The sequence below is a fragment of the Thermotoga profunda AZM34c06 genome, assembly GCF_000828675.1.
GTDB lineage: Bacteria > Thermotogota > Thermotogae > Thermotogales > DSM-5069 > Pseudothermotoga_B > Pseudothermotoga_B profunda.
Map to the genome: position 1 here is coordinate 1,397,297 of NZ_AP014510.1, position 16,418 is coordinate 1,413,714.

Here is a 16,418-nt window from a genome sequence, read left to right on the forward strand (position 1 = left end):
CCTAAGAGAAATTTTCTCCAAGATATTTTATCACTGTTATTGTTGTATCGTCATGTCTTTGAGCATCAACAGAAAAATTATCAAGATCGTTTTTTACATTTTCCAAGATCTGAGCAACATTATCATGCCTTGATTCAAAGATTTGTTTACACAATCTCTCGAATCCATATTCATTACCGTAAACATCACGGGTTTCAATTACACCATCTGTATAAGCAACCAGAATATCTCCTGGTTTCATCTCAGTTTCAAATATCTTGTAATTTGTATTTTTTACTATGCCAAGGGGTAGGTTCTGTGCATCTAATGTGTTCAAAGTATTCCCACTCAGAAATAACACCGGGTTATGTCCAGCATTCACAAGCTGAAGTGTACCATCACAGTGTAGGCACATTAAAACCATTGTTACAAACCTATCTTCTTCGAGATCATCGCAAAGAACATTGTTCAACTGCTCGGCTAATTTTGACACGCTATCAACGTTATTGGAAAGTGTTCTCAATGCACTACGCAACGAAGTCATCATCAAAGCCGCTGGAATACCCTTTCCTGATACATCTGCTACAGTGACAAAAACCCGTTTTTCCCTGATCAAGATATCGTAGTAATCTCCTCCAACTTGGATAGCCGGGATTGTATCGGCACAGATATCAACATACTTAAGGCTTGGCAATTTTCTTGGAAAGAGTCTCATCTGTATTTGTCGAGCTATCTCGAGTTGTTCCCTTAGTCTCTCTCTTTCCACTTCTCGCTTCAATCTTACATATCTTTCACACACCGACGACAGTTGTTGGGCGGCAGCCTCAAGAATTTTCCTATCGGCTGCAGTGAACATGTCTGGGATCCTCTCGATCAGAGTTATTCTTCCCCAGAGAGATTTACCACTCTTTACGGGAACAGATAGTAAATTTCTAACATAGTAATTGTGATCTGGTTCTATCAAGATGACATTGTCATCATCTATATTAATTATTTGTTTTGCTTTCTGAAAGGTTTCACTATCAATCTCAAAGATCTTCTCATGATGGATGTGCTTATCGGCAACATTTAGTTCGATAGAAATTGCAGAGAAAGGTATAGTCTGTCTGAGCAATTCTACAAGTGGTTCGGGGCTCTCAGATGGATCTACTACATTGGTAAAAAGGTTATTCAGTTCAAAAAGAGTCGATATCTCCTGATAAGTTTTTGATAACTCTTCAATGTGTTCTTCAAGTAATCTTGTATAATCTTTTCGATGTTCATTCAATTCCGATAAGATTCTATCAATAGCCGTGACTATATCCTTTAGGCTTGCCATGCCTTGATATGGTGGCAAATTAGTAGCTTTGGAGATCTTCTCATAAACCTTCCTGAGTTCATGTTCCATACTGTATCACCCTACGAACTTCTTCAAGTAGTTTGATTGGACTGAATGGTTTTGTGAGAAAACCATTTGCACCAAGTTCAAGCGCTGTCTTTGGATCATCTTCGCCGCCTTTAGCGGTCAACATGATCACAGGAATATGAGCAAGTTCGGGATCTTTTCGCATCCTCTTGAGAACCTCAAAACCATCGATATATGGCATCATTATGTCCAATATAACAAGATCTGGTTTTATTTGCTGTAACTTTTCAAGGGCTTCCTTTCCATCTTTTGCCTCGTCAACAGAATAGCCCTCTCGTGTGAGATTGAAACTCACTATCTTTCTCAAAACCTCTGAATCATCAACAACTAACACTCTATAGCCCACGCCGATTCCTCCAAAAGCTCTGAGAGTTTCCTATCGTTACAAAATGCTTCAGTACACTGAACCAGTATGAGACAGTCCTTTCGAGTCAAAATTGGTTCATAAAGATATCGAGAGCGAATTAACCTATCCCTTCGCTGTAAGTATCTTATCACAACAAATTTACCTTGAAAGTCGAATTTGATATTTTCAAAGAAATCACTGATCAAACCAGACTTTGATTTTTCAGTCACCTGTAATACCATCTCTGGATCGTACTTGGAAAGATCAACACAATCTTGTGGAACAAGTATTTTAAACTCATAGCCTGTAACAATCCTGTTAGGATTTAGATCTGTCCACCAGATTTTTTCAGGATACAGTCCATTTACAGAAGTCTCTCTGAGTTTCTGCATCGCTTTGTCAATTATTTGTTGTAACTCGATTCTCACATACAATGCAAGATTTATGACACCGGTTGGCATTGGATCAAGATACGAGATCTTCATTTTTTGGTGAAAACCTTTAGTCAAAGTAAAAGGTAAGTGGGCGCGACGAATATTTCTCTCAATAGCATTTGATGTTTCTATCGCAGACAAAAACCTCATAAGACCGTATTTTTTGTATTTTATGATCGCGTACATTTTACCTCCTGTGCTTTTGACTCGAAAATTATACTATAATTTTCCTGAGAATTGGAAAGAGGTGAGTTTTCTTGTATTACAAAGTATCGCGAGATCCTATACATTCAGAGATCTTTTTATATCCTCTGGAGATCTTAGCAATTGATACAAGACCTGTGCAAAGATTGAGATATCTTTCTCAACTTGTGGGAGCTGAACTTGTTTACCCTGGAGCGACTCACAATAGATTTGCACATTCACTTGGGGTAATGCATATCTGTGGACTTTATGGGCTCAGACTTCTTGAAGATCAAGCAAAAAGAAGAATCGTTCGACTTGCGGGATTACTGCACGATATAGGACATGGCCCTTTCAGTCATCAATTTGATGATGTCGTATATGCAAGAATGGGAATCGAAGACGGTCATGATGAATACAGAAAAAGGATCTTGCTCGAGTTAATGCCCCGTGAAATGATGAAATCTTATGAGAGGATATCCGATCCGAGAATGAAAATAGCTGTTGCTGAAGATCTTTCTCAAACACTGAAAACTGATGTTATCAACGAGGATGCCTTTTGTGCATTGATGAATCTGGTCAATGAAGTTTTTGAGGGAGAAGAGACAGGAACAGTTGAGTACAATATTGTCCAAGGTCCGCTCGGTGCCGATAGACTTGATTTTCTATTGCGAGATTCTTATTACAGTGGAACTACCCACTTTGGAGTGGGGGCCGTTGATAGAATCATAAGAAATTCTTTTATCAAAGAGAAAGACAATAGAAAGATACTCTGTTATCATGCCAAAGTACTCGATCAAATCTATACAAGCCTTTTTGGTAGGTTCATGATGTACAAAAACGTGTATTTTCATAAGACATCAAGGGCAGCAGATTTGATGATCCAACAGATACTTTCTTTAGTTTATAGACCTCTCAGACTCTATGAGAAAGTCAGCAATCTTGAGAAGTTTCTTGACCTAACAGATCAATTCATCTTTGCACAGATAAAATTCCAGTTTGAAAATATATTGGAAAAATATCAAGTTGGCGAAGAGGAATTGATAAATGGGAAAATCGATCTGGAGGATGATGAATATTATCTAATTGAAGCATATAAGTTATTGAGACGTTTTGAAAAAAGAGACCTGTGGAAATTAATCGCCGAGATCACTTTCGCGGCTGTTGGTATCGATCCTTCGATTATGAGTAAGGGTGTTGTAGCAGATACTCTTCAAAAAATTAGATTGAGGTTAGAGAATTTATCACAATCATCACAAATTCCAGATGAAGACAGGAAAGAACTTCGAAGGATTTTAGATGATTTTGAAGAACTCTTCAAAACTGATACGCCATATAAGCTCTCGCTTGTTCATCCCGACGAATTTCTAAAGAGTAATGTCTATCTGTATGACTCTTCGAAGAATGAAGTCTTTTCCCTGGAAGAATTTCTCAAAGAATATCCAGCCTATCAATTGATGGCAAACAATCTGGTTCAGATGGTGAGAGTTTATGTAACAGAAGATATCCGTCAAATCCTTAAAAAATACAACATCGTACCTAAGACAGGAACGGAACTGACAACAAGGTGGTGAGATATTGAGAAGGTTCGTTCTCTTTGCCTTAGACGTTGGTCTGACCTTTTTTGCCGGAATCGTGGCATTGTTTGTCAGGCTTGGTTTTGATTGGCCAGAACTTACAAAATACTTTTCAAGTATACCGATCTATTGTTTGATAGCAGCGATTGTGTATATCATAAATGGGACTTACAATATCGTTTGGCTATACGCTTCATTCAGAGATATGATTGTTCTTATACGTGGATCAATTATCGCTTATTTATCATCTGTTCTTTTTTTTCATTTAGTGAAATCAATTGTCATGCCTCGTTCAGTTGGTATGATGACCTTTCTTGGCTCCGCAATGCTTCTAATGGCGAGTCGTTTCTTCTGGCAGTGGTTAAACAGCGTACAACCATCTGGTAAAAAAAGGGTTTTGATAGTAGGTGCAGGCAATGCAGGAACGATGCTACTTGAAGATTTTGAGCACAGGCCAAACCTCGGGAAGGTTGTGGGGTTTTTGGACGATTCTCCAAGAAAGATAGGCAGACGGATTCATGGAGTGCCAATTTTTGGTCCTATAGATCGTGCAAAAGATGTTATTCATTTGTTGAAAGTAGATGAAGTTATAATAGCCATTCCATCTGCGAGTGCTCAACAAATGAGAAGAATCGTCTCTTTAATTGATCCAAAGATTGTGAAAGTCCGTACACTTCCCGGGATATATGAATTAACAGATAGACAGGCAAAGATAGGTTATCTGAGAGAATTGACACTGGAAGATTTACTTGGCAGAGAGGAAATAAAAGTTGATCTGGAGATGATAAGATCCTTCATAAAAAATAAAAGGGTATTGGTAACCGGCGCGGGTGGAAGTATAGGAAGCGAATTGTGTAGACAAATTGCAAATTTTGAACCATCATTGCTTGTGTTACTTGGTAAAGGGGAAAACAGCATTTATCAAATAGACGAAGAGCTGTCAATTACACATCCAAATGTTATAAAAAGGTGCATAATAGCTGATGTTGCAGATGCTATAAGAATGAATCAAGTTTTTGCATCAATACAGCCTCAGGTAGTGTTTCATGCAGCTGCCCACAAACACGTTCCTTTAATGGAAGAAAATCCCTATGAAGCGGTACGAGTAAATACAATTGGGACCAAAATACTCGCTGAGTTGTGCTGTAAGTATAACACAGAGAAAATGGTATTCATTTCAACGGACAAGGCCGTAAACCCATCTTCAGTGATGGGTGCAACCAAAAGATTGGCTGAATTGTTACTTCTTTCTATTAATTCTGATTGTAAAACTAATTTTGTAATCGTCAGGTTTGGCAATGTCATAGGTAGTAGAGGTAGCGTAATACCAAAGTTCAATTCGCAGATTGAAAAAGGAGGACCATTGACTATCACCGATCCCAGAATGACAAGGTATTTTATGAGTATATCTGAAGCAGTTTCTCTCGTATTACAAGCCATGAGTTTAGGAAAAAACAAAGATCTCTTTGTGCTGGATATGGGTAAACCTGTTTCCATAGATGAACTTGCAAGAACACTGATATTTTTACATGGTCTCGTCCCAGATCAAGATATAAAAATAGTCTATACAGGAATCAGAAAAGGAGAAAAAATCACGGAAGAACTCTTTTATAAAGATGAAATAGCAGTACCCACATCTCATCCTAAGGTGATGGTAGTGAAAAACAACAAATTCATCGATTATGCAGTTCTTTGCCGCTTCATAGACCAGATTTTGCAAATGACTGTGAATGAACCAGAAAGAGCCGTCCAGAAAATCTATGATTTTCTGGAATCACTCTAAGGTGTTCTAAATGAGCTTTGTAATATCTTTTTGCCTAAGTTTGATTTTCGTGAGATTCTTTGCTCAGAAGTTCCCTGTGGATTTACCGAGTAGCAGAAAGATTCACAAGGTACCAATACCGTTGACGGGTGGAATAGCTATATTTGTGGCTCTACTTTTTGTGGAAAACCAAACAAAGATGGTATTGCTGATCTGTTTTGCATTTCTCTTTGGCATATTGGACGATATTGAAGAGCTATCTTACAAAATCAAACTACCATTTCAATTGATCATAGCTATTGTTCAATTGATCATTGGTCCAAGCGAGATATATTTTCTCTCAATACCATTGCACGGCATTTTTGCAAAAACCATCCAGACATTTTGGTTCATGTCGATGTTCAATGCGCTTAATATGATAGATGGAATGGATGCACTTGCCTGTTCAACATCAATGATCAGTGCATTCCTAATTGGTGAATGGCGGCTTGGTTTTGCAATTGCAGGTTTCTTACCATTCAATTTACCGAAGGCGAAATCCTTTCTCGGTAACAGTGGTTCGGCTATCTTGGGAGCTGTTTTGCCAATTTCCGTACTTGTATTTTTCAAAGGGGATATAGGTTATGCAACTATCTTCCTTGGTTATCCTGCTTACGAAGTTGTGAGTAGTTTTTTACGTCGTATAGTGAGACACAAAAATCCTTTTGTAGCCGATAAGAACCACACACATCATCTTTTCATGAAAAAAATTGGTGTCTGGCGAACCTTGATTTTTTTGATCATATTTTCTTTCTTATGCAATTTACTTGGATTAGCCGAAAAATTCTGGTCCTTCGCTATCTTTCTTGCAATTTGTGTTTCTCTCTTCATCTATTGCTTTTCTAAGAGCGGCAATAGCAACCTCGATTTGTGAATCATTAGGTGTAGCTGTTGTGAGTTTCTGGAGTATTAACCCTGGTGAAGCCAAGATTTTTATGAATTTTGAACCTCTGGCGGATATTCGCAAGAACTCGTACGAAAATCCTATAACTACGGGGATCAATACTATTCTACTGATCACCTTCCCAGTCAATCCAAGTGATATCAGTGAACCAAGTAGGCTGAAAACAACAATGGAAATTATCAAAAAGATCATCATGAAACTTGTCCCACATCTTGGATGAATCGTGCTATGTTTTCTGACATTTTCGACGGTTAATTCTTCATTCGCTTCATATGCATGAATGACCATATGTTCAGCGCCATGGTATTGAAAAATTCTTTTCACATCTTTAAGAAGTGAAATGACATAGACATACAACAAAAACAAACCCAACCTGATCAAACCTTCAACAAGTGAAAACATGAACTCGTTATCCTTCAAAAATTTAAGCAAATTTGTCAGAAAAACCGGTAATACGAGAAAAAGACCAACAGCCAAAGCAACAGCTAAAAGCAGAGAGAAAATGGTCTCTGATCTTTTCATCTTTTGTCCTGAGCTAATCTCAGCTGACCTGTCAAGTGCATATATTCCATAGTAAAGAGAATAGTAAAGGCTGATAATTCCTCTGAGAAAGGCTATCTTGAATAGTTTAGAACTTGATGGCGTTTTCTTGCTGATCTCTTCAACTACTATTGCTCCTTTGTTATCTCTAACAGCTATGGATACATTCCTACCAATCATCAACACACCTTCGATGATCGCTTGTCCTCCTACTTTCATATTTTTTCCTCCTCATGGCATCTGGGCATGATGATTGTGAATTCACTTCCCTCGTTAGGTTTACTCTGAAGATCTATCTTACATCCCATTATCCTCGAGAGCTTTTCGACCAAAGACAAACCAAGACCATATCCATTATTCGATCTTGATTTGTCACCTTTGTAGAACCTTCGAAAGATCTTTTCTTTTTCCGATTCATCTATTCCTATACCAAAATCCTTGACACTCACCCACCCATTACCGCACCTGAGAATTACTTGTTTTCTATCTTTTGAAAATTTTATGGCGTTTTCAGTCAGGGCTTTGACGATAATTTGTAAGACCTTTGGGTCTGCACAACCTATACCTTCTCCCTCAACATCTATTTGAAAATCGTTGAATTCACGTTTGAATTCGCTTGCCAGATCCTCCAGAAAAGATCTTAATTCTATTGATCTTATCTCCAATTTTGTTATAGGTCTTGACAACATGAGTAGTGTTTCAGAAAGATTGATGAGTTTTGCGCAAGTTTCTTGTATTGCTTGAGCAGATTCATTGACAATTTCTTTGTTATCAGCAAAACGCTGAATCAATTCTGAATAACCTTGTATCGTAGTTAAAGGTGTCCTTAACTCATGCGAAACGTCGTTAATGAAGTCGTTCTGTGCCTCAAAACCAATTTTCAATCTATCGAGCATATTGTTGATGGTCTCCGCAAGCATGGAGACTTCATCGTTAAGTCCAGGATCATATACCCTTCTTGTTAAATCTGTTGTATTAATATCTTTCAATTCATTTGTGATTCTGTTCATGGGCGCAAGTGATTTACTCACAAAGTAGTTACCCACAAGAAGAGATATACCACTGAAGAAAATCCAAAAGATGATAAATCCACGTGACAGGATCTTCAGAAAATCCCCCATGCCACCTGCTGGGGAAAGTAAGTAAAAATCCCTTTCTCCAATAACACTCATGAATCTTGCCTTTGCGACAAGATATTCATCTCTTCCAAGCTTTATATATGTTGGTCTTTTCACCTTCAGAACCTGTTCGACGAATTTCCCAAAATGTTCATGCTCTGTATTTATACTTCCCAAAACTACATTTCCACCATCATCCAGAACAGCTACACCCGGCGGCAATTGGAGATTCATCAAAATCCTTCCGGGCATTTTGAATGCATTCAGAACATCTCTTCTGAGATTTTCCACTGAACGATTCAAATGCATATTTTTAACCAATGAATAAGCCGCCGTTAAACCAAGACCAAGTACCACCGAGAAAAGTACGGTCTGCCAGAACACCATTTTCCATTTAAGTGTTGAGAACATATCCAACACCTCTGATAGTTCTTATTAGATGAGCATTTCCTTTCATTTTATCTCTCAAATATTTCACATAGACATCGACTACATTTTTACTTATGTATTCACTGTCACCCCAGATCTCTTTGAGTAATTCTTCCCTACTCACAACCTTTCCTTCATTTATGCAAAGATAATACAGTAGACTGCTTTCTCTTTCTGAAAGAACAGTCATCGAACCATCGGGAAAGATGAGTGTTTTGGATCCAATATCAAAAACAATTTCACCAATTTTGAATTGCTCGGGCTTTCTAACCCTTCTTGCTACCGCCTCAACACGTGCTAATAACTCATCCAAATGAAATGGCTTTGGTACATAATCATCGGCACCTTTCTTGAGACCACGTATCTTATTTTCTACTTCTCCACGAGCCGTTAAAACAATTATTCCAACCTCTTCATCGACAGATCTTATTTTTTCAAGAACTTCGAAACCATCCATGCCAGGTAACATCAAATCAAGGATCACCAAAGAAGGATTGTGCATTGAAAACATCTTCCAACCTTCTTCACCAGTAGCTGCAACGTACACATCATAACCATGGTTTGAAAAAAGTATTTCCAAAAGGCGCGCTATCTTTTGATCATCTTCCACTATTAATAGCCTTATTTTGCATCAACTCCTTGTACTCTTTGACTATTCTATTGGCATACTCTGTTTTCATACTACCACCGTTATACATTTCAAGTGCTTTCAACAAATTACCGGAATTTCTTTGAAGCAGGTATTTTAAATACAGAACACCATACTCGATATTGACACGAAAATCCCACAAGAGAGTTGACCATCCTCCTTCGGGTTCAGGGAGAGAATATTTCTGGGCAACGAATTCAGCTGTTTCTTTCTTTATCTGAACCAAACCCAATTCTCCAGACAAACCTACCACGTTTCTAAACTCGCTCTCGACATTTATCAGAGCTATGATCAAAAGCGGGTCAAAGTCATGTTTTTTACTTATCTCGACAATCGCTGTGTAAAGTTCGTCAATGATGTCGTTATCAACGATTAAACCATGCTTAGATCTGCATTCTGTAACCATGTTCCTGAACCAAGTTGGTGCTGGTTCTCCAAATAACACAGCTACCATCATAGTAACAATAATTAGCGTAACCATCTTTAGCTTCTCAGCAAACACCTTTTGCACCTCCAGAGCATCTATCTGTTATAATTTCACAGGGTGGAACTTTGTGGAAGCTCTTTACCGTAAATATAGACCAAAGAACTTCGACCAAATTATAGACCAATTACAAGCCAAATTGGTTCTTCAAAATGCAATTGTGAAAGACAAGGTATCTCATGCATATATTTTCACAGGTCCACGAGGTACTGGAAAAACCTCTGTTGCAAGAGTACTGGCAAAGGCTTTGAACTGTGACAATAGGGTCAATTATGAACCATGCTGTCAATGCGAAAATTGTATTTCAATCGACAAGGGCATTCATCCTGATGTCATAGAACTTGATGCTGCTTCTAATAGAGGAATAGATGAAATTCGTAGAATTAGAGATGCCGTGGGTTTTAGACCAATGCTTGGAAAATACAAAATATACATAGTTGACGAATTTCACATGCTTACAAGAGAGGCATTCAATGCTCTTTTAAAAACTCTGGAAGAACCCCCCGAAAAGGTAACCTTCATCTTAGCAACAACGAATCTGGAGAAAGTCCCAGCCACTATAATCTCAAGATGTCAAGTGATTGAGTTCAAAAACTTCACTGAAAGTGATATTGCTGAAAATCTTTTGCGAATTTCATCGATAGAGAACTTGAAACTTCATGAAAACGCAGCCAGATTGATCGCAAGAAGGGCAGCCGGTGGGATGAGAGATGCCCTATCTTATTTAGAACAAGTTGCCAGTTATACACTAAACGGCATCATAACAGTTGAAAGTGTTGAGAAAGCTCTTGGTCTGTTACCTTCTGAAATTGTCGATAGGTACATCGACTATCTCCTAAATGGGAATTTTATACAAATAGATGAACTGATCGATAGAATTTTTATAGATGGGTACGATGTTTATCAACTCGTTCAATCGGCGATTGAAAAAATTGAGGAGAGAATCTCCCAAAAACCATCAGAACGATTGTTAAAAGTCGCTCAGGGATTAATCGAGATATCCAAAGAACTCAGGTTTGTGGAGAACAAGAAAGTCATCTGTAAGATTCTCTCGATGAATCTTGCGGCTACGAATCAAAAAACATTGGAGCAAACAGCACCACAAATAGAACAAATCATCGTTCCAACGGAACAAACTCATGAAAGTCGTGATAGAAGACCAGATGACAAATCTCAACCCGAACAAAGTCTGCAAATTGAAGAAATACTAAACTGGATTAAAGAAGAAAAAGATCTCTCAATATATGTAGCGCTTGTACAATCGAGAATCTCTCAAAAAAATAATACTGTGGAAATATCGTTTCTTCCATCTCAACGATTTCAGTACGAATATTTGAGAGAAAAAATTCTTGAACTTGAATACCTATTCAAAACGAAGGCAAAGAAAGACATTGTAATAAATATCTTCATTGATGAAGAACGCGAGAAGAGAATACTTCAGAAACTCCAAGAGAATTTTCCAGGAAAAATCCGCATAGAGGAGTGAAAGAAGATGAAAAAAATCAAAGGATTTGGCGGAAGGAGTTATGGCAAAACCGAGAAGCCAGAAGGTATCGAAAAAATTCAGCAACAGATGAAAGAACAACTTGAGAAGATTGAAGAGGGATTCGAAAATATCGAAGTTACTGGAACTGCTGGAGGAGGAGCCATCAAGGTGACAGCAAAGTGTAATTACGAAGTCTCTAAAATCGAATACGACAATTCTCTGCTTGATGACCAAGAGATGTTCAACGATCTTTTGATAGCTGCAATCAATGAAGCCTTGAGAGAAGTTACGAAAAGAAGAGATGAAGAATTTTCGAAGGTTGTTGGTTTTGGCGGTCTTCCCAATTTGTGAGATTTTACACAAATTCGTAAATATTGTAAACATGACCAAGGTAAAATACTCTTAGACACTCAGATTAAGGAGGGAAAAAGCATGAAAGTAGCAATTAACGGTTTTGGAAGGGTTGGAAGAGTAGTACTGAGAGAAATTTTAAGGCGCAATTGGAAGAATCTCGAGGTAGTTGCCATCAATGATGTCACCGATGCCCCTACTCTTGCTCATCTGTTCAAGTATGATTCTGTACACAAGATTTATCCAAATGAAGTCCTTGCAAAAGACAAAGAATTAATTATCAATGGTAAAAGTTACTTGGTCTTCAGCGAAAAGGATCCATCCAAGCTACCTTGGAAAGATCTCGGTGTGGATATAGTCATTGAGTCATCAGGTGTTTTCACAGAAAAAGAGAAAGCATCACTTCATCTGCAAGCAGGTGCGAAGAAGGTTATCATTACAGCTCCAGCAAAGGGAGAAGATATAACTGTTGTTATAGGATGCAACGAGAAAAATTTGAAACCAGAACACACAGTTATTTCCTGTGCTTCTTGTACAACAAATTCGATTGCACCTATAATCAAGGTATTACATGAAAAGTTCAATATCATGAGTGGTTTTCTGACAACGGTACATGCCTACACAAACGACCAGAGAGTACTCGATTTACCACATAAAGACCTCAGAAGAGCAAGAGCTGCTGCTATCAACACGATACCAACAACTACTGGAGCTGCGAAGGCAGTCGCCTTAGTCGTACCAGAACTCAAAGGAAAACTCGACGGAGTTGCCCTGAGAGTACCAGTACCAGATGGTTCTATTTCTGATTTTGTTGCAGTTGTTGAAAAACAAACAACAATTGAAGAGGTCAATGAAGTTGTTAAACAAGCTTGCGAGAGCTCTCTGAAGGGAGTTGTCAAATACAACACCGATCCAATCGTTAGCAGTGACATAATTGGTACAACCTATTCTGGTATCTTCGACGCCACATTGACAAACGTAAAGGGTAATCTGATCAAAGTATTCTCATGGTATGACAATGAATACGGTTACAGCTGTCGTGTTGTAGATACGGTTGAACTTGTAGCAAAGCTCATCTAAAGGGAGGATCTTCCTCCCTTTTTTGGAGGTGGAAAGATGAAAAAACTGACGATAAGAGACGTAGATCTAAATGGCAAGACTGTGATAATGAGGGTAGATTTCAATGTGCCCATAGACAAAGATGGAAAGGTTTCGGACGATACAAGAATCACTGCGGCTTTACCAACTATAAAGTATGCAGTGGAGAAAAAGGCAAAGGTCATTTTGCTTTCACACCTGGGTAGACCAAAGGGTGGACCGGATCCCAAGTACAGTCTAAAGCCTGTTGCGGATCATCTCAAAAAGATCTCCGGTTTGAATGTCCTGTTTGTACCACACTTGATCGGTGAAGAGGTCAAACAGGCTGTGAAAAATATGAAACCAGGAGATGTTCTAATTTTGGAAAACACAAGATTCCATCCTGGGGAAGAGAAAAATGATCTGGAACTCGCAAAAGCTTGGGCTGAACTTGCAGATATCCATGTCAACGATGCATTTGGCACTGCTCATAGAGCTCATTCCTCAAATGTTGGTATAGCTATGTTCATACCAAGCGTCGCGGGTTTTCTTATGGAGAAAGAAATTGAGTTTCTCAACAAAGTCACGTACGAGCCAGAACATCCATATGTAGTAGTCTTAGGTGGTGCAAAGGTCTCAGACAAAATAGGAGTCATAACAAACCTTTTGAACAAAGCAGACAAATTATTGATAGGCGGAGCCATGATGTTCACATTCTTCAAAGCCAAAGGTATACCTGTAGGTTCTTCCTTGGTTGAGGATGATAAACTTGAGCTTGCAAAAGAAATCTTAAAACAAGCAGAACAAAAAAAGGTTCAGATAATTCTCCCGGTTGATACAGTTATAGCTCAAAAAATGGAAGCAGGTACAGAATCAAGAGTCGTTGAAATCAAGGGTGGTATACCAGATGGATGGATGGGTCTTGATATAGGACCACAGACGATAAGATTGTTTGGAGAATCTCTCAAAGATGCCAAGACAGTTGTTTGGAATGGTCCCATGGGCGTCTTCGAGATCGACGATTTTGCAAAAGGTACAAAAGCCGTTGCCGAGTTGATAGCTAAGGTTAATGGAACAACCGTTATAGGTGGAGGAGATTCCGCAGCAGCAGTTGCTAAATTCGGTCTTGAATCAGCTTATTCACATGTTTCGACTGGTGGAGGAGCATCACTTGAATTTCTCGAAGGCAAGGAACTTCCTGGAATTACAAGTATAGCAGATAAAAAAAAATAGATAGGATCATCTTAGCTGGTAACTGGAAAATGAATAAGACCAACGAACAAGCCAAGTTTTTCGTCAATAAACTCGTTCAAGATTTGGCGGGCATGGGTTTTCAGATAGTATTATGCCCGCCTTTTGTTTTTCTATCAGACATCGCAGAAATACTCAAAGGAAGCAACCTGCATCTTGGCGCACAAAACTGTTATTACGAAAAATCTGGAGCTTTCACTGGTGAAATTTCACCGCTGATGTTGAAAGAATTAGGTGTAAAATATGTGATCATTGGTCATTCTGAACGCCGCCACATTTTTGGTGAAACAGATGAAATGATAAACAAAAAGATCAAAGCCGTACTCAACAGTGGAATGAAACCAATTATATGCATTGGCGAAACGAAAGAGGAAAGAGAGAAAGGATTAACTTTCTGTGTGGTCGAGTCCCAATTGAGGCAAGCGCTGTTTGGTTTGAATAGAGATGACATTGATCAAATTGTGATAGCCTATGAACCAGTATGGGCAATTGGAACTGGAATAGTTGCAAAACCAAATCAAGCTCAAGAAGTTCATAAGTTCATAAGAGAATTACTCGAGCAGCTTTACGACCAGGAATCCGCACAAAAAGTACCTATTTTGTACGGAGGAAGCATTAAACCTGATAATTTCTTTGGATTGATGGTTCAACCCGACATCGACGGTGGTTTGGTAGGAGGAGCAAGTCTTGACGACCAGTTCATCGAGCTTGCGAAGATCATCTCTGGGTTGATATGAACAAGCCCCGCATGGGGCTTGTTTATTCGATTATGAAACGATCTTTGACAAAAGATGGCACGATGTTGTACAGATCAACTTGGGAACAAAATGAAATATCTGATGAGAATCCATATTTAACTAATTCTTGGGCATGATTTGATTTCATGAGTAATTTCGAAAGATTCTTATTTTTGGATCGGCTCCACAGTTCTTTTGATATTCTTGCAGCATCTGTCAAATCGTTTCTGCACAATTCATGAACTATTGCACCGGCACAAAGTACATCCTCGTATGTAACCTTTCCTTCTTGCCCGGAACATATCACCGTCACGTCCTTGTGGTTCTTCAACTGATCAACTACTGCATGTAAATTCAAAAAACAAGCCGCATACAAAATCTGAGAATTTACCATTGAAATAGCTTTCGTTCCATTTGTTGTTGTGAGAATTATCTCTTTATCTTTCACATCGAAATATTCTTTGGGAGAATTTCCAAGATCAAATCCTCGAGGTCTTATTCCACCTCTTTCACCGCAGATTAAGGTGTTCTCCCTTTTCTTACCCCTTGCCTGTGAAATTGTCTTGACAGGAATGACACACTTAGCACCATTTGCAAGTGCTGTGACAATAGTACTTGTCGCTCTAAGAACATCTACAATAACGCAAGTATCATTTTGCGAAATAGGTTTTGGCAAGAATAGAACGTCGATCAATTTTAATGCACTCCAAGTAATTTATCTATTTTGTTTTTATCAAAGCCAATTACAAGTTGGTTCCCTATCTCGATAACTGGGACACCAGTTTGACCAGTTTTCCTGACAAGTCTCTCGGCATCTTGTTGCCTTTTTGAAACATCTATCTCGGTGAATTTTAAGCCGAGTTCTCTGAGATAATTCTTTACCTTAACACAGTAAGGACAACCTGGTGCGGTATATACTGTTATTTTATGCATTCAATCACCTCCGACAAAATTATACCATTTTTGTCGGAATTAGCAAGAACTACTTCTTTATGTCATCCTTTATTGACTGTATACTGTTTGCATCTAAATAGACTCGCTGATATTTCTTGCCATCGGTAATGATTTCTATAGGTTTATCGGTAACAACCTCGGGGTAATAATGTCTCACGGCATTTCTCTGCAACTCGTACATTAACTTGGCAAGGGCAGCAGGAGTGAATGTTGTCTCGGGTTTTAACGTTGAAATCCAATGCTTGAAAAACAGATAATCAAATGCCTTTGGAGTTCTATTTGCCAATCTCTTCAGAAGATTTTCAAAGTTACTTTCCTCCTGTCCAAATATCTCCTTTGAAAACTTCGAAATCTGTTCTTTGCTCACAACGGCGTAATATCTCTTATTTGAACTGGACTCGATCATAGATTCTGAGAAACTGAAAACTTCCAATGGATTTTGTACATCCAAAGCTCTATTTGTCAGAGGGTTAAAAGAATACTGTGGAAATCTCAAAACATATATCATTCTCTTAGTCGTATCGACCCTTATGAAATATGCCAGATTCTCATCTTTGCACACAAATGCAAAATGAACAGTCGCTGTTGTAAATTCTTCTGATTTTTTAATAGTACTTGAACTCAACCAAAACCACAAGCCAAAACCTCCAACAGCGATGATAACTACAAGTAAAATCCACACAAGACCGCTTCTTCTTTTTCTCATAATCTCA

At 38.5% G+C, this 16,418-nt stretch carries 18 protein-coding genes; 8 read left to right on the plus strand and 10 right to left on the minus strand.

From position 1 onward, the window contains the following. Window position 1: 1 nt before the first annotated feature. The 3 genes from TSP02S_RS06745 to TSP02S_RS06755 are packed head-to-tail and all read right to left on the minus strand — an operon-like array spanning window position 2 to window position 2,350. Window positions 2–1,366 carry a PP2C family protein-serine/threonine phosphatase gene (locus TSP02S_RS06745; RefSeq protein ID WP_041082892.1) on the minus strand — a complete coding sequence of 455 codons (1,365 nt, stop codon included), beginning with the start codon at window positions 1,364–1,366 and terminating at the stop codon, window positions 2–4. Then, window positions 1,356–1,730: a response regulator gene (locus TSP02S_RS06750; RefSeq protein WP_041082894.1), complete on the minus strand. Its 375-nt coding sequence runs from the start codon at window positions 1,728–1,730 to the stop codon at window positions 1,356–1,358. The genes TSP02S_RS06745 and TSP02S_RS06750 overlap by 11 nt, the downstream gene beginning before the upstream one ends. After that, entirely contained in the window at window positions 1,712–2,350 is a 639-nt protein-coding gene (locus tag TSP02S_RS06755; RefSeq protein ID WP_041082895.1) for a TIGR03936 family radical SAM-associated protein, read from the minus strand. Before TSP02S_RS06755 ends, TSP02S_RS06750 begins: the two co-directional genes overlap by 19 nt. Before the next feature lie 71 nt (window positions 2,351–2,421). Between TSP02S_RS06755 and TSP02S_RS06760 the strand changes: the two genes are divergently transcribed. The 3 genes from TSP02S_RS06760 to TSP02S_RS06770 are packed head-to-tail and all read left to right on the plus strand — an operon-like array spanning window position 2,422 to window position 6,599. Then, the gene (locus TSP02S_RS06760) at window positions 2,422–3,921 is read left to right on the plus strand and encodes an HD domain-containing protein (protein ID WP_041082897.1); all 1,500 of its coding nucleotides are present in this window, start codon (window positions 2,422–2,424) and stop codon (window positions 3,919–3,921) included. A gap of 4 nt (window positions 3,922–3,925) precedes the next feature. Further along, window positions 3,926–5,707 (plus strand): polysaccharide biosynthesis protein, encoded by a 1,782-nt coding sequence (locus tag TSP02S_RS06765; RefSeq protein ID WP_232503676.1) that lies wholly within the window; start codon window positions 3,926–3,928, stop codon window positions 5,705–5,707. Between the two features lie 10 nt (window positions 5,708–5,717). After that, a complete protein-coding gene (locus tag TSP02S_RS06770) occupies window positions 5,718–6,599 on the plus strand; it encodes a glycosyltransferase family 4 protein (protein ID WP_041082900.1) in 882 nt (293 codons plus the stop codon). Here TSP02S_RS06770 and TSP02S_RS06775 read toward each other — a convergent pair. Genes TSP02S_RS06775 through TSP02S_RS06790 form a run of 4 tightly spaced genes read right to left on the minus strand, consistent with a single transcriptional unit; the run spans window position 6,498 to window position 9,867 of the window. Continuing rightward, window positions 6,498–7,388 (minus strand): DUF1385 domain-containing protein, encoded by an 891-nt coding sequence (locus TSP02S_RS06775; protein ID WP_041082903.1) that lies wholly within the window; start codon window positions 7,386–7,388, stop codon window positions 6,498–6,500. The genes TSP02S_RS06770 and TSP02S_RS06775 overlap by 102 nt on opposite strands. After that, window positions 7,385–8,674, minus strand: coding sequence for a sensor histidine kinase (locus tag TSP02S_RS06780; RefSeq protein WP_232503801.1), 1,290 nt, complete (start codon window positions 8,672–8,674; stop codon window positions 7,385–7,387). The genes TSP02S_RS06775 and TSP02S_RS06780 overlap by 4 nt, the downstream gene beginning before the upstream one ends. A gap of 7 nt (window positions 8,675–8,681) precedes the next feature. Further along, entirely contained in the window at window positions 8,682–9,326 is a 645-nt protein-coding gene (locus TSP02S_RS06785; RefSeq protein WP_052465370.1) for a response regulator transcription factor, read from the minus strand. Next, window positions 9,316–9,867 carry a transglycosylase SLT domain-containing protein gene (locus TSP02S_RS06790; protein WP_232503677.1) on the minus strand — a complete coding sequence of 184 codons (552 nt, stop codon included), beginning with the start codon at window positions 9,865–9,867 and terminating at the stop codon, window positions 9,316–9,318. The genes TSP02S_RS06785 and TSP02S_RS06790 overlap by 11 nt, the downstream gene beginning before the upstream one ends. A 52-nt stretch (window positions 9,868–9,919) precedes the next feature. Between TSP02S_RS06790 and dnaX the strand changes: the two genes are divergently transcribed. The 5 genes from dnaX to tpiA all read left to right on the plus strand — a co-directional run bounded on the left by dnaX (window position 9,920) and on the right by tpiA (window position 14,751). Beyond that, window positions 9,920–11,335, plus strand: a complete 1,416-nt coding sequence (dnaX, locus tag TSP02S_RS06795) for a DNA polymerase III subunit gamma/tau (protein ID WP_041082909.1) — start codon at window positions 9,920–9,922, stop codon at window positions 11,333–11,335. Between the two features lie 6 nt (window positions 11,336–11,341). Further along, window positions 11,342–11,686 (plus strand): YbaB/EbfC family nucleoid-associated protein, encoded by a 345-nt coding sequence (locus TSP02S_RS06800; protein WP_041082911.1) that lies wholly within the window; start codon window positions 11,342–11,344, stop codon window positions 11,684–11,686. Window positions 11,687–11,767: 81 nt separating this feature from the next. Beyond that, window positions 11,768–12,766 carry a type I glyceraldehyde-3-phosphate dehydrogenase gene (gene gap, locus TSP02S_RS06805; RefSeq protein ID WP_041082913.1) on the plus strand — a complete coding sequence of 333 codons (999 nt, stop codon included), beginning with the start codon at window positions 11,768–11,770 and terminating at the stop codon, window positions 12,764–12,766. A 36-nt stretch (window positions 12,767–12,802) separates the two neighbouring features. After that, window positions 12,803–13,996: a phosphoglycerate kinase gene (locus TSP02S_RS06810; RefSeq protein ID WP_041082915.1), complete on the plus strand. Its 1,194-nt coding sequence runs from the start codon at window positions 12,803–12,805 to the stop codon at window positions 13,994–13,996. 5 nt (window positions 13,997–14,001) lie between these two features. Further along, window positions 14,002–14,751, plus strand: a complete 750-nt coding sequence (tpiA, locus tag TSP02S_RS06815) for a triose-phosphate isomerase (protein WP_408645547.1) — start codon at window positions 14,002–14,004, stop codon at window positions 14,749–14,751. Between the two features lie 22 nt (window positions 14,752–14,773). On the opposite strand, the gene TSP02S_RS06820 is transcribed toward tpiA, so the two are convergent. The 3 genes from TSP02S_RS06820 to TSP02S_RS06830 are packed head-to-tail and all read right to left on the minus strand — an operon-like array spanning window position 14,774 to window position 16,411. Further along, window positions 14,774–15,445 carry a 2-phosphosulfolactate phosphatase family protein gene (locus tag TSP02S_RS06820; protein WP_041082917.1) on the minus strand — a complete coding sequence of 224 codons (672 nt, stop codon included), beginning with the start codon at window positions 15,443–15,445 and terminating at the stop codon, window positions 14,774–14,776. 2 nt (window positions 15,446–15,447) lie between these two features. Beyond that, window positions 15,448–15,684, minus strand: a complete 237-nt coding sequence (locus TSP02S_RS06825) for a glutaredoxin family protein (RefSeq protein ID WP_041082918.1) — start codon at window positions 15,682–15,684, stop codon at window positions 15,448–15,450. Between the two features lie 49 nt (window positions 15,685–15,733). Continuing rightward, the gene (locus TSP02S_RS06830) at window positions 15,734–16,411 is read right to left on the minus strand and encodes a hypothetical protein (protein ID WP_041082919.1); all 678 of its coding nucleotides are present in this window, start codon (window positions 16,409–16,411) and stop codon (window positions 15,734–15,736) included. Window positions 16,412–16,418 lie beyond the last annotated feature (7 nt).